This window comes from Pseudoalteromonas porphyrae (assembly GCF_001298125.1).
Taxonomy (GTDB): Bacteria; Pseudomonadota; Gammaproteobacteria; order Enterobacterales; family Alteromonadaceae; genus Pseudoalteromonas; species Pseudoalteromonas neustonica.
This window is the reverse complement of sequence record NZ_LHPH01000007.1, coordinates 210,381-224,155: the sequence shown is the minus strand read 5'-3', so window position 1 is coordinate 224,155 and position 13,775 is coordinate 210,381. Positions and strand designations below refer to the sequence as shown.

At 40.6% G+C, this 13,775-nt stretch carries 8 protein-coding genes; 2 read left to right on the top strand and 6 right to left on the bottom strand.

What is annotated here, in order from left to right; genetic code table 11:
- Positions 1–449: 449 nt before the first annotated feature.
- Positions 450–1,121, top strand: coding sequence for a DNA mismatch repair endonuclease MutH (mutH, locus tag ADS77_RS08010; RefSeq protein WP_054453826.1), 672 nt, complete (start codon positions 450–452; stop codon positions 1,119–1,121).
- Between the two features lie 223 nt (positions 1,122–1,344).
- Here mutH and eno read toward each other — a convergent pair whose 3' ends face one another.
- The 5 genes from eno to rlmD all read right to left on the bottom strand — a co-directional run bounded on the left by eno (position 1,345) and on the right by rlmD (position 8,874).
- Positions 1,345–2,643: a phosphopyruvate hydratase gene (gene eno, locus ADS77_RS08005; RefSeq protein WP_054453824.1), complete on the bottom strand. Its 1,299-nt coding sequence runs from the start codon at positions 2,641–2,643 to the stop codon at positions 1,345–1,347.
- 111 nt (positions 2,644–2,754) lie between these two features.
- On the bottom strand, positions 2,755–4,389 hold the full coding sequence (locus ADS77_RS08000; protein ID WP_054203396.1) for a CTP synthase: 1,635 nt from the start codon (positions 4,387–4,389) through the stop codon (positions 2,755–2,757).
- Between the two features lie 161 nt (positions 4,390–4,550).
- Positions 4,551–5,363, bottom strand: coding sequence for a nucleoside triphosphate pyrophosphohydrolase (gene mazG, locus ADS77_RS07995; RefSeq protein WP_054453822.1), 813 nt, complete (start codon positions 5,361–5,363; stop codon positions 4,551–4,553).
- A gap of 20 nt (positions 5,364–5,383) precedes the next feature.
- Complete coding sequence (relA, locus tag ADS77_RS07990) at positions 5,384–7,540, bottom strand: GTP diphosphokinase (protein ID WP_054203398.1); 2,157 nt, start codon at positions 7,538–7,540, stop codon at positions 5,384–5,386.
- An 8-nt stretch (positions 7,541–7,548) separates the two neighbouring features.
- Positions 7,549–8,874, bottom strand: coding sequence for a 23S rRNA (uracil(1939)-C(5))-methyltransferase RlmD (rlmD, locus tag ADS77_RS07985; protein ID WP_054453820.1), 1,326 nt, complete (start codon positions 8,872–8,874; stop codon positions 7,549–7,551).
- A gap of 98 nt (positions 8,875–8,972) precedes the next feature.
- Here rlmD and barA point away from each other — a divergent pair, with 98 nt between their 5' ends.
- Positions 8,973–11,738 carry a two-component sensor histidine kinase BarA gene (gene barA, locus ADS77_RS07980; RefSeq protein ID WP_054453818.1) on the top strand — a complete coding sequence of 922 codons (2,766 nt, stop codon included), beginning with the start codon at positions 8,973–8,975 and terminating at the stop codon, positions 11,736–11,738.
- A gap of 78 nt (positions 11,739–11,816) precedes the next feature.
- Here barA and ADS77_RS07975 read toward each other — a convergent pair whose 3' ends face one another.
- Positions 11,817–13,538 carry an amidohydrolase gene (locus ADS77_RS07975; protein ID WP_054453816.1) on the bottom strand — a complete coding sequence of 574 codons (1,722 nt, stop codon included), beginning with the start codon at positions 13,536–13,538 and terminating at the stop codon, positions 11,817–11,819.
- Positions 13,539–13,775: the final 237 nt, after the last annotated feature.

The following is a 13,775-nucleotide window of genomic DNA, read 5'->3' as shown; positions in this document are numbered from 1 at the left end:
GAAACTGTATCTTGAGGTGGCTTGGGTGTAGGTACACTATGACTACAATCAACCCGTTACCTCAAACCTCCTATTTTGAGAAAGCGAGGTATACACCTTTTACGCACCTTACCCACAGCTTGTGCATAACTTTAGTTTATACAGCTCATTTAGCAAACAAGTCCACAATGAACGATCTAAAATACAGCCTTTTCCACAGATTCTGTGGATAACATTGTTTATAGTTCTGTATTTATCCCCGCAACTATTCAGAACACAACGTGCCACCTATAGGCAATTAGTATAAAAGCTATAAAATTCAGTATATTAAACTTTAAAACCCGCAATAAAAAACGTTCAAAAACACGCCAAACCACGACAGTACAAAAAACACACAAAACCAAAGATATCCACGGTTAGTCACTTTTGCTATCATGACCGATGAGTTTATACAATAGAATAAAGCGGTTATGCGAGTAATAAAGCCACATTCAATCAATGAATTAATGCGACGTGTTAATAATATTGCTGGTATGACGTTAGGCCAGTTAGCACAACAATATCAATTTAAAACCCCCGAAGACTTATTACGCGAAAAAGGCTGGGCTGGGCAGTTAATTGAGTATGTATTAGGGGCTACTGCGGGCTCAAAACCAGTACCTGATTTTGAGGATCTTGGAATAGAACTCAAAACATTACCTATTTCATTTAAAGGTAAGCCACTTGAAACCACTTTTGTTTCGGTTACCCCTCTTTTAAATGTCACAGGCATGACGTGGCAACAAAGCAATGTACGTAAAAAACTGGCTCATGTGCTATGGCTACCCATTTTAGGTGAGCGAGAAATAACTCCATTTGATAGAACCATCGGCAGTGGCTTTTTATGGCAACCAAGTGCTATTCAAGACGCGCAACTACAACGCGATTGGGAAGAACAAATGGAGCTCATCGCATTAGGACGCATTGATGAAATATCAGGGCACTTAGGGGATGCAATGCAAATTCGTCCTAAGGCGGCGAATAGTCGCATTGTTACAGATGCCATCGGGCCAAATGGGCAAATTATAAAAACCCTACCTCGTGGTTTTTACTTGAAAACCAGCTTTACCGGTGAGATTTTAAAACAGCAGTTTCAGCTTTAAAATACCTTTAAATAATGCGCGAGGTAAACTTGCGCCTTCTACGCATGTTTAATAATTTTTCTATTTAAAACTCGGTTAATAATCACGGCTAAAGCCGGTTCCTACGGGTGTCAGAATAATTCATATCGATGGGGCTTTATGCTGCGAAAATTAAGGTTTAACAAAAAAATCCTCACCGAAGCGAGGATTTTCTAAGAGTAAAAACCAGATTCTAATAAAAGAATTACTGACCTTTAACCTCTTTAAGACCGTTGTACGGTGCTTTAGCGCCTAACTGCTCTTCAATACGAAGAAGTTGGTTGTACTTAGCAACACGATCAGAACGGCTTAATGAACCCGTTTTAATTTGGCCTGCAGCAGTACCAACAGCTAGATCTGCAATTGTAGAATCTTCTGTTTCACCAGAGCGGTGTGATATAACAACTGTAAAACCAGCATCTTTAGCCATTTTGATTGCCGCTAACGTTTCAGTTAGTGAACCAATTTGGTTAAATTTGATTAAGATTGAGTTAGCAATACCGTTATCAATACCACGCTTTAAGATTTTCGTGTTTGTAACAAATAAATCGTCGCCCACTAATTGGATTTTATCACCCATTAGTTTAGTTTGATGCGCAAAGCCGTCCCAATCAGATTCATCAAGACCATCTTCAATGGATACGATTGGATATTGCTCTGTAAGGTCTTTTAGGAAGAAGTTAAATTCTTCAGACGTGAATTTTTTACCTTCACCTTTAAGGTCGTAAATGTTTGCTTCTTTGTCATAAAACTCAGATGCAGCACAATCTAGCGCAAGTGTTACGTCTTTACCTAACTCATAACCTGCATTTGCAACTGCAACTTTAATTGCCGCAAGTGCAGCTTCGTTTGAAGCAAGGTTAGGTGCAAAACCACCTTCATCACCCACAGCTGTAGAGTGACCATCAGCTTTAAGTACTTTTGCAAGGCTATGGAATATTTCAGCGCCCATACGTAGTGCTTCGCGGAAGTTAGTAGCGCCAACAGGTTGAACCATGAACTCTTGAATATCTACCGAGTTATCAGCGTGCTCACCACCGTTGATGATATTCATCATTGGTAATGGCATAGAGTACACACCAGGCGTGCCGTTTAGATCAGCAATGTGCTCATAAAGCTCTACTTTTTTAGATTGTGCAGCCGCTTTTGCAGTTGCTAATGACACAGCTAAGATTGCATTGGCACCTAATTTTTCTTTATTTTCAGTGCCATCTAAATCTAGCATTACTTGGTCAACAGTGCTTTGCTCTAATGCGTTTTGCCCTGCTAATGCGCCTGCGATTTCATTATTAATAAAACCAACAGCCTTTAATACGCCTTTACCTAAATAACGTGCTTTATCACCATCACGTAATTCCAATGCTTCGCGTGTACCTGTTGATGCACCTGATGGTGCAGCTGCGCGACCCCATGAACCGTCAGCTAGATGTACATCCGCTTCTACAGTTGGGTTACCACGCGAATCCATAATTTCGCGACCGATCACTTTTACGATATTTGACATCTTGATTCCTCTTTTCCCAAAATGGTGAGCATATTCCGACTTTATTAATTTTCCTTAACGCAGTCGGTTTTAAAACAAAAAAGCCGTGCAACTAGCACGGCTTAATAATTATTACGACGACGCTTTTTGATAGGCGTGTGCTGCGGCCACAAACCCTTCAAATAGCGGATGACCATCGCGAGGTGTTGAAGTAAATTCCGGATGGAATTGAGCTGCAATAAACCACGGGTGATCTTTATTTTCGATGATCTCTACTAATTTCTTATCTTCTGATAAGCCAGTAAAGCTCAAACCTGCTTGCTCAAGTTTTTCAACAAAGTTGTTGTTAACTTCATAACGGTGACGATGACGTTCTACAATTTCATCACTGCCATATACTTCATGTACTTTAGAGCCAGGTGTTAAATGACATTTTTGTGCGCCTAAACGCATAGTGCCACCTAAATCAGATTTTTCGCTACGTGTTTCAACGTTACCTTCTGCATCTAACCACTCAGTGATTAAACCTACAACAGGGCTTGCTGAATTAGCATTAAACTCTGTTGAGTTTGCGTCTTCAAGGCCTGCTACATTACGTGCGTACTCGATAAGCGCAACTTGCATACCTAAACAGATACCAAGGTAAGGTACTTTATTTTCACGGGCATATTTTGCCGCTAAAATTTTACCTTCAACACCACGACTACCAAAGCCACCAGGGACTAAGATTGCATCAAGGTTAGCAAGTAACTCTGTTCCTTTGCTTTCAACATCTTGTGAATCAACGTATTGAATATTTACAGTTAAGCGGTTTTTAAGGCCAGCATGTTTAAGTGCTTCGTTAACTGATTTGTATGCATCAGGGAGTTCAATATATTTACCAACCATGCCAATAGTCACTTCACCTGTTGGGTTAGACTCTTGGTATAACACTTGTTCCCATTCAACTAAATCAGCTTCAGGGCAATCAAGGTGGAAGCGACGACATACAAAGTTATCAAGCTCTTGCGACTTTAATAGCGCAGGAATTTTATAAATGCTGTCTACATCTGGTAATGAAATAACCGCTTTTTCTTCAACGTTAGTGAAAAGAGCAATCTTTGCACGTTCATTGTTTGGTAATTTACGATCTGAACGACAGATAAGAATATCTGGTTGAATACCAATTGAGCGTAACTCTTTAACTGAGTGCTGTGTAGGTTTTGTTTTCACTTCTCCCGCAGGGCCTAAGAATGGCACTAACGTTAAGTGAATAAACAATGCGCGCTCACGGCCAATCTCTGTGCCAAGCTGACGAATTGCTTCTAAAAATGGTTGTGATTCAATATCACCTACGGTTCCACCAATTTCAACGATAGCCACATCATGGCCTACAGCACCGTCATATACACGTTGCTTAATGTCGTTAGTTATATGTGGAATAACCTGAATTGTTGCACCAAGGTACTCGCCACGACGTTCACGACGTAGTACATCTTCATATACACGGCCTTGTGTGAAGTTGTTACGGCTTGTCATTTTGGTACGGATAAAACGCTCATAGTGACCTAAATCAAGGTCAGTTTCAGCACCGTCTTCGGTGACAAATACTTCACCATGTTGAATTGGGCTCATTGTGCCTGGGTCAACGTTGATGTAAGGATCCAGCTTTAAAATGGTTACATTTAAACCACGGGCTTCTAAAATAGCTGCCAACGATGCTGCTGCAATACCTTTACCCAACGAAGAAACAACTCCGCCAGTAACGAAGATAAATTTTGTACTCATGCGAACCCTAGAATATCAGGAATTAAAAGGAATATAATACCCAAACAAGTGATTTTGGAATATGATCAAGACGGGGCGAAATTATAGCAAAGGCACTGCCATCAATCCAGTGAAAGTTAGTATTTCCCTGCACAAAAAACGCACTCGGAGTTTCGTATTATTTACTTCTGCTTTTTTATTGCATCCCACGCGGCGTCCATTTCAACAAGGCTTGCTGTATCAAGCGACTGCCCACGTTGGTGCAAATAAGTTTGCACTTTTTCAAATCGCGCTGAAAATTTATCATTCGCGCTGCGTAACAATTGCTCGGGATCACGCTTGATATGCCGCGCAACATTGACGGTGGCAAAAAGTAAGTCGCCAACTTCTTCAGCACTGTGCGCAGAAAGTGGATCAACCGCTAATGCTTCTTTTACTTCATCCACTTCTTCGATTACCTTATCTAACGCACCATGATAATTTGGCCAATCGAAGCCTAACCCTGAAACACGCTCTTGAATCTTTTTGGCTTTGCTTAAACTCGGTAAATTTGCCGGAATATCTTGCCAAATTGATGCGCTTTGTGGGGTTGTTTTTATGGCGCGATCTTGGGCTTTAATTGCTTGCCACTGCTCACTGAGTTGTTCATCGGTTAATGCTTGTTGCTTGGTAAATACATGAGGATGACGACGAACCAACTTGTCATTTAATCCAGCCATTACATCACTAAAATCAAACAGACCTTGCTCTTGTGCTAATTGCGCATAAAAAACCACTTGGAAAAGTAAATCGCCGAGTTCATTTTTAAGCTCACCTAAATCACCTTTTTCGATGCAATCAGCCACTTCGTATGCTTCTTCCAAGGTATGTGGCACAATTGATTTAAAGTCTTGCTTTATATCCCACGGGCAGCCTGTTTTAGGATCACGTAATTTGGCCATAATAGCTAATAGCTCAGTTAAAGCATTTGTTGAGGTATTAGTTGTTTGGTTCATTTAATTTCCTAGTTGTGATATTAGTGACTGCGCTTGGTTTCATGCACACCTTCGATTTGATCTAACTTTGATAAAAGCCTGTTAGTACTGGACAGATCATGCACTTCAACTTGCATGGTAAAGAGCGCTAGTTGACGCGCATCGACCATTTCCATGTTCATACTCAACACGTTAACTTTTTCATTCGCTAACACAGAGCTAATATCACGAATAAGCCCTGCTCTATCGCTGGCTTCTATCTTAATTGCTAATGCGTAAGAGCCATGAATTTCATCTGACCAACTTACAGCTATGACGCGCTCTGGATGCTGTGTTTTTAAATTGGTGAACGAATCACAGTCATCACGATGAACACCAATGCCACGCCCTTGTGTTATATAACCAATAATTTGATCACCAGGAACTGGGCGGCAACATTTGGCCATATGACTCATTAAGCTGCCGACACCGTCAACCACGATCCCATTTTTGTCACCGCTAACTTTGCTAGGCGTTTTAAACCGAATAACGGGTTCATCATCGGTTCTGTCGGTTATAAAATTAAGTAATTGATTTAAACGCACATCGCCTGCGCCAATCGCGACCATTAAGTCATCTAACTCTTTAAAATTAAAGCGCTTAATTGCCGGTTCAAGATGTTTGTAGTTTAAATCAAGCTTTTGCAATTCATTATCGAGAATTTCTTTACCTGCACTGAGGTTTTTATCGCGATCGAGCTGCTTAAACCAATGGTGTATTTTTGCTCTTGCACGCGATGATTTAATATAACCTAACGATGGGTTTAACCAGTCTCGGCTGGGGTTAGGTTGTTTTTGAGTTAATATTTCAACCTGATCACCGGTGTGTAATTGATGAGTGAATGGCACTATTTTGCCAAATACTTTTGCACCAATACAACGATGCCCCACATTTGAATGAATGTAATATGCAAAATCTAAAGGGGTCGCGCCCAGTGGTAAATCAAAAATATCGCCACGCGGTGTAAATATATACACGCGATCTTCGACCACTTGATTTTTTAGCTCATCCGCTAGGTCACTGCCATCAACGACTTCTTCTTGCCATTGCAATAATTTACGTAACCAGCTAATTTTTTGCTCATAGCCAGAGCCACGCCCAGGCAATGCACCTTCTTTATACATCCAGTGAGCGGCAACTCCTAGCTCAGCATCTTGATGCATGGCATGGGTACGAATTTGAATTTCAACCGTTTTACCTTCAGGGCCAAACACCACGGTATGAATTGACTGGTAACCATTTTGTTTTGGTGTTGCTACGTAGTCATCAAACTCTTTATTAAGATGACGCCAATTAGTGTGCACAATACCAAGTGCACCGTAACAATCTTGTAATTCATCAACAACAATTCGCATTGCGCGAATATCAAACAGCTGGTCAAACTCGTAGTTCTTTTGCGCCATTTTTTTGTAGATGCTGTAAATATGTTTTGGCCGACCATACACTTCAGCCTTGATACCCACTTGCTCTAGCTTTGTTTTTACCTGCTCGACCATATCAGCCATATACGCTTCACGGCCAAGGCGCTTATCGTCTAATTGCTTGGCAATGCTCTTGTATAAATCTGGGTGTAGGTAGCGAAATGAAAGATCTTCAAGCTCCCACTTAAGTTGACCTATTCCTAACCTGTTCGCTAGCGGCGCAAAAATATCAGCCGTGGCTTTTGCGGCAATAACACGCTCTTCTTCAGTGGCGTTTTTAACTTCGCGCAAATAGCACACCTGCTCAGCAAGCTTAATTACAACGGCACGTACGTCTTCAACCATCGCCAATAACATACGCCGTATTTTATCAACTTGTACTGTCCCAGTTCCTTGATGCGCCAAAGTGCTAATGGTCGCCATTTGCGAAACCCCCGTTAGCAGTGAAGCTACATGACTGCCCATTACTTCACTAATGGTGTCTATTTCAATGAGGTTAGCTAAAAAACACGGTGTAATATAGGCCGTTACTAGCGTGTCTGAATCGAGGTTCATCTCCACTAAAATTTCAACCATTTCCATGGCCATATTTTGCTGGTGATGATTTTGAAGCTCTGCACAAAGGGTATTTGCTTTATTTAACTGGTCGCGTTTTTCTTGCGTTAAATTAAGTAAATCAAGTCGTGTATTAAAATCACCCTGTGTATCGTGTTGGTGTGATTGCCGAGTAGCTACCATAATGCGCTCTACCTCCTTTGAAATAACGCCATTGTTTCAATATGCCCTGTGTGCGGGAACATATTCATTAGCCCTATTTTTTCGAGTGAAAATGCCGCTTGCGTAATAATCGCGCTGTCACGGGCTAAAGTAACAGGATCGCAAGACACATATAAAATTGTTTTAAACTGCTTAAGTGGCAGTTGCTCTAAAATAGCCATAGCACCGGTACGAGAAGGGTCAAGCACCAATATATCTAAGTCTTTACTAAACCACGGCGCTTGTTGCATTGCCTGAGTTAAATCAAAACAATGAAATTGAGCATTTGTAATTTGGTTAGTTTGCGCATTTTGCGCCGCTATTGCAACCGCCGATGAAACACCTTCTACACCAATCACACTTTTTGCGTAGTTTGCAATCGCCAATGAGAAATTTCCAATGCCGCAAAACAAATCTAAAACCTGCTCTGTGCCTTTTAAATCAAGCCATTTTACGGCTTGCAATAGCATAGCCTGATTTACTTGCGCGTTAACCTGAATAAAGTTATCAAGGCCAAACTCAAATTTTAAGTCTAATTCAGGTAAATGATAAAATGGCATAGGTAAATGGCTATGCTCAATATGTTGGCTTTCACCTTGAAAAATAACACGCCACTTATGCACCAAACCAAGTTCTATAATTGTATTTTTTAACGCCTCACTAATGTTTTTTGTATGGCGAAGTACAACAAAATTATGTTTGTCAGCTTGGCATAATTGAATATGACTCACATTTCTAAGCTCGCCATTTTGATTTAGTACTGTATCAAAAACACTAAAAATATCGCGGTACACATCGCTTAACACTTCACATTGTTTAACCGACACGATTTGCTTTGAGCCTTGAGCACGGTAACCAACGCGCATTTTCTTCGCTGTTTTGTCGTACATAACAGCTAAGCGTGCACTGCGACGGTAATGCGTTGGCGCGCTAAGTAAAGGCACTTGCCAATTCATGCCATCTAACTTGGCAAACTTTGTAAACAACTGGCTCACAGCAACTTGCTTTTCAACTAATTGTTGATCAAGGCGTAAGTGTTGCAACTGACACCCGCCACACTGTTGGTAATGCTCACAAAAAGGTTTTTCTCGTGATTCACTGGCGCTAATGACTTTGATCGTATTTGCCGCGCTGTAGCGGGCTTTATCTTCTGTTAGTTTAACTTTAACGGTTTCGCCCGGCAGTGCTCCATTTACAAAACACACTTTATTATGGTGCTTTGCGACCCCTCGCCCCTGATGATCCATACCTGTGATAGCCAATGTTAATGACTCTTGCGTGAGGGTTTTCTTTTTTGCTTGGAAAAACTGCGCCATCGGGCAACACCTTAAATATTGATTCTACGTGAGTGATTGATTACTAGCTTATAAGTATATACTCTTTAACTAACTAATAATGATAACAACGTTCACTTATGACTAAACTTGGTTTGCGCGACTCAGTTTTAACGCTAACACTTATTCCCACAGTGCTTATTGGGTTGTTACTTGGCGGCTATTTTACAATAAATCGTTACATTGAGCTTGATGAAATTTTATATCAGCAAGGCAGCACTATTTCTGAGCCTCTTTCAATTGCAATTGAACAACCCCTATTGGCAAAAAACAAACAACTGCTAAACCGTTTGATCAGTCATGCTCATAATAAACACTCCCCTTCAATTAAGACCATTGCCATTTTTGATGAACGCAATGAACTCGTGCTAACAAGTAACTATCATCGTGACTTTGATGATCTTATGCATGACGAAAATTTAAAAAATACCAAAACAACAAAAGTTTTAGACAATAATCACCTTATTACCTTTTTTACTCCCATCATTAATCATTCAACACCCGATTCACAATGGGACAGCGCAGCATTTCAAGCATCGCTTGGCACGGTTGTGGTACAACTAAATAAAAGTCAGGCCATTATTGGCCAACAACGCGCGTTATTAGTTACCGGTATTATTATTATTCTGGCTTTAGTACTTGCTGCGATATTGGCGATTCGTTTAAGTCATATGTTTATGACGCCTTTAAACAGACTTGTTTTAGCAACAGATAAACTAATAGAAGGTAAAAGAGACACTGGTTTAGTGCAGCCTATGGTTGGCGAATTTGAATTATTACGCCAAGGCCTAAATACAATTTCAGATACCATGGTGGGTCAAAAAGATGAGATGCAAAAACACATTGACCAAGCCACCAGCGATTTACGTGAATCATTAGAGCTTTATGAAACACAAAATATTCAACTCAGCATTGCCAAAACAGATGCGCAAGACGCTAACCGTGTTAAATCTGACTTTTTAGCAAAAATGAGTCATGAATTACGAACGCCTCTTAACGGTGTAATTGGTTTTACTCGGCAGTTACATAAAACACCGCTTAATAAACATCAAAAAGATTACCTCGATACCATTGAGTTATCAGCCAATAGTTTAATGACTATCATTAGTGATATTTTAGATTTTTCTAAATTAGAAGCTGGTGCAATGGAACTTGAATCAATTCAATTCCAGCTACGCGATAACGTTAACGAAGTGCTCACTTTACTAGCCCCAAGTGCTGATGAAAAACAGCTCGAACTATCGATTTATATTAATTCACAAGTACCTGATAACATTACCGGTGACCCAACTCGCTTTAAGCAAGTGTTAATCAATTTGATCAGCAACGCCATTAAGTTTACTGAAAAAGGCGCAATCAAAATTGATATAGGCCATCGACTGCTTGATGAAGAGCGCGCCTCTGTTTTAGTTTCAGTTACTGATACGGGCGTTGGCATTCCAATGGATAAGCAAGATGCATTGTTTACCCCTTTTGGCCAAGCGGACTCAAGCATTACACGTAAGTTTGGGGGTACTGGTTTAGGTTTGATTATTACTAAGCATATCGTTGAAGCGATGGGCGGTCGAATAACCCTCAATTCAGCGCCGGGCCAAGGTACGTGCTTTACCTTTAATGGTGTATTTAGAATCCCTAATCATAGTTACAATAGTGATTTGCCGAGTAAATCACTTGCTAACAAACGCATTTTATATCTTGAGCCGCATGAGCATACTCACCATGCTGTATTGTCATTATTAAATGAATGGCAAACTCAAGTGACGGGCTGCTTTACAGAAGAAAGCTTTTTAGCAGAGATAAACAAAGAGTTTAATTACGATATTTGTATTATCGGCCATGTTGCTGCAGTCGATGAAATGCAGCGTTTAAAAGGCTATATTAAAGCCGCTAGAGACTCTACCGATTACTTATATTTAATGCTCAATACCGTCTCTCATAATATGCGAGAAGCCTATATAGGCTGCGGTGCAGATGCATGCCTTAGTAAACCACTCAATCATCGCAAATTATGTGAAGTACTTGCAGCACCGTATCGCCTTGATCACCCTGTTCATAACATTGAAGAAAACACCGAAAAGCTACTGCCGCTTAAAGTCCTTGTGGTTGATGACAACGATGCTAATTTAAAACTCATTTGCACATTACTTGAAGAGCAAATAGAGCACATAGATACCGCTCACAACGGATCCCAAGCTTATAGCATTTGTAAGAGCAATAAATACGATATTATTTTTATGGACATTCAAATGCCCATAATGGATGGTATTACTGCCTGCAAATTAATTTTAGAATCCTCATTAAATGAAGACACGCCCATTATTGCTGTCACCGCCCATGCGCTTGCTGGTGAAAAAGAACAACTCATTAAAGACGGTTTTAAAGGCTATTTAACCAAGCCAATTGATGAGGATATGCTAAAACAAATTATTAGTGATCATAGCCCACAATCGCCTCTTAAACGTGACAAAAATCGGAATATCCAAGCATACATTGAGCCTCCTTTTGTTAGCACATCGCTAGATTGGCCATTGGCATTGCAACGTGCCGGAAGTAAAAATGAGCTCGCCCTTGAAATGCTCAACATGTTACTACTGAGTGTGCCAGAAACATTGCGCCTACTTGATGAGGCCACCACTAGCCAAGATTGTGAGCATGTTTTAAGTATTATTCATAAATTTCATGGTGCGTGTTGTTATACGGGAGTGCCAAAGTTAAAGGCTCTTTCAGAAACTATTGAAACTTCGCTTAAAAATGACTGTGAACTAGAGCAAATAGAACCTGAACTGTTTGAATTACAAGATGAGCTTGAAAACCTTATGAAAGATGCCGGTTTAAGAGGTGACTAACTGTAATAACTTTAAACTCGAGTGAATGCCACTGCTATTCACTCGAATTTAAAACCGCTACTTTCAATGATTAAATTATTAACGTTTATAGACTTGCTCGCCGTCTAGCAATGTCATCATCACCTTCACCGATGTAATTTCGTCTGGTTTAATGTTGAATAGGTTTTTATCAAGTACGACGAGATCAGCGTGTTTACCCACTTCAATACTGCCTACTAAATCATCTTGTCGCATCGCATACGCACTATTAATGGTGTACGCTGCAATGGCTTGCTCTAAAGTAATTGCCTGTGGCGCACGGGTAACTGCATGCATTAACCCTACTAAAGGATCAAACGTACTGACATTCCAATCACTACTAAGTGTTAGCCTTGCTCCTGCCGTTACCAGGCTTTTTATTGGTACTAAATCTTGCGCTCGCTCGGTGCCAATAAACTCAGCGACTTCAGGCCAATGCGCCGGGTTAGTAAACTCTCCCGCAACTTGCGCATCAGCAATTACATTAAGCTGTGCAAAGCGTTTATAGTCATCAGGATCTATGACTTCTAAATGGGTAATTCGGTGACGAGATTTACCCATAGACGCATTACCTATCGCATTGAGCGCTTCGCTGATCCCTCTATCACCAATGGCATGGATATTAAAATCAAACCCTTGGTTTTCCAGTGCTGTCAGATACTTTTCAATACGCGCTTGAGAAAAGTAATTAAGCCCTTTATTACCATATAAATCGAGCCAATTAATGGCATAAGGTTCATGCATTGCGGCGGTCGTATTAACTAAAATACCATCCATATAAAACTTTACTTGGTTTACTTTTAACAAGCTATTTTGGTCTGACTGGTACAAGCTTTTTAGCTTAGCAATTTGTTTTTCGTCATTCATTTGCGGATATGCCCACAACCCTAAATTAACTCGTAAACTTAATTTATCTTCGTCAGCAACCCGTTGCCACGTTTCTATGTGCCCGCGCTGCCAGTACGTACGCGCATCGCTGATTGACGTTATGCCTGCCTTGTTCAGTTCGGGCATAGTGTATTCAATTAACCCTAAGTAATCTTGTTGCTGTGCATCTGGTAAAGACTGCATAGCAAGCTCCATCACCTGATTACCTGCGTTATCATATAAAATACCGTCAAGGTAGCCTTCTTCATCGCGGCCAATCACCCCACCTATTGGATCTTTACTTTGGCTCGTAATTCCTGCCAGTTCAAGTGCTTTACTATTGACCCACATAGAGTGCGATGTTTGTTCCATGATGATCACAGGTCTATCTTTAACGGCTTCATTTATTACAGAAAGTGGCGAGTCACGCATAGCGAGTAAAGTCGCTATTTCATGCCCATAACCTATTAGCCATGTCGCATCTGGATTTTGTACCGAGGCACTATAAATAGCATCAATATAGTCATTAGTTGTAGCGTCACTTGGGATACTAAACTGAGTTGCAGTCGATGCTGACTCTAAAGGATGCATATGCACATCGTGAAACCCTGGCAGTACCATTTTACCTTCTAAATTAAGTACGCTTGTAGTTGCCCCAATAAAATCTTGAACGTCATCGTTAGAGCCAACAAATACTATTTTGTTATCCTGCAAAGCGACTGCCTGTGCCCACGGTTGTTGACCGTTAACCGTATACACATCCGCATTATAAAGAACTTTAGTCGCCACATGCGCGTTAGAATTATTGTTATCAGTTTGTTTTTCAGATGCTTGTGGTGGCGTATCACCGCAGCCAGACAGCATACAGCTGAGAGCAAAAACACTCGTTGCTAAATTCATTTTAATAGTACCCATTGTTGTCTCCAAATATTTAGCGCTACACTAACAAAGTAATGGTAACTTAAAGGTAACAGTATAGAAGCAGTTGACTTTTTATGATTAAAATACGTTCAATAAAGGGGCTGTTTTATCACCCCGCGTCAGAGTACAAAGGGCAGCGCATGTTTAGCATTTATGCTACGTTATCGCCTATTGATGGGGAGTAACCACACACCACAGGCTCTACATGGCTGAAAATAAATTCATTACTGT

What these genes read in the sequence shown, in the direction of transcription:
- rlmD (WP_054453820.1), bottom strand. Translation starts at nt 8,874, where the DNA reads ATGGCGCAGTTTTTCCAAGCAAAAAAGAAAACCCTCACGCAAGAGTCA.
- barA (WP_054453818.1), top strand. Translation starts at nt 8,973, where the DNA reads ATGACTAAACTTGGTTTGCGCGACTCAGTTTTAACGCTAACACTTATT.
- eno (WP_054453824.1), bottom strand. Translation starts at nt 2,643, where the DNA reads ATGTCAAATATCGTAAAAGTGATCGGTCGCGAAATTATGGATTCGCGT.
- ADS77_RS08000 (WP_054203396.1), bottom strand. Translation starts at nt 4,389, where the DNA reads ATGAGTACAAAATTTATCTTCGTTACTGGCGGAGTTGTTTCTTCGTTG.
- relA (WP_054203398.1), bottom strand. Translation starts at nt 7,540, where the DNA reads ATGGTAGCTACTCGGCAATCACACCAACACGATACACAGGGTGATTTT.
- mutH (WP_054453826.1), top strand. Translation starts at nt 450, where the DNA reads ATGCGAGTAATAAAGCCACATTCAATCAATGAATTAATGCGACGTGTT.
- ADS77_RS07975 (WP_054453816.1), bottom strand. Translation starts at nt 13,538, where the DNA reads ATGGGTACTATTAAAATGAATTTAGCAACGAGTGTTTTTGCTCTCAGC.
- mazG (WP_054453822.1), bottom strand. Translation starts at nt 5,363, where the DNA reads ATGAACCAAACAACTAATACCTCAACAAATGCTTTAACTGAGCTATTA.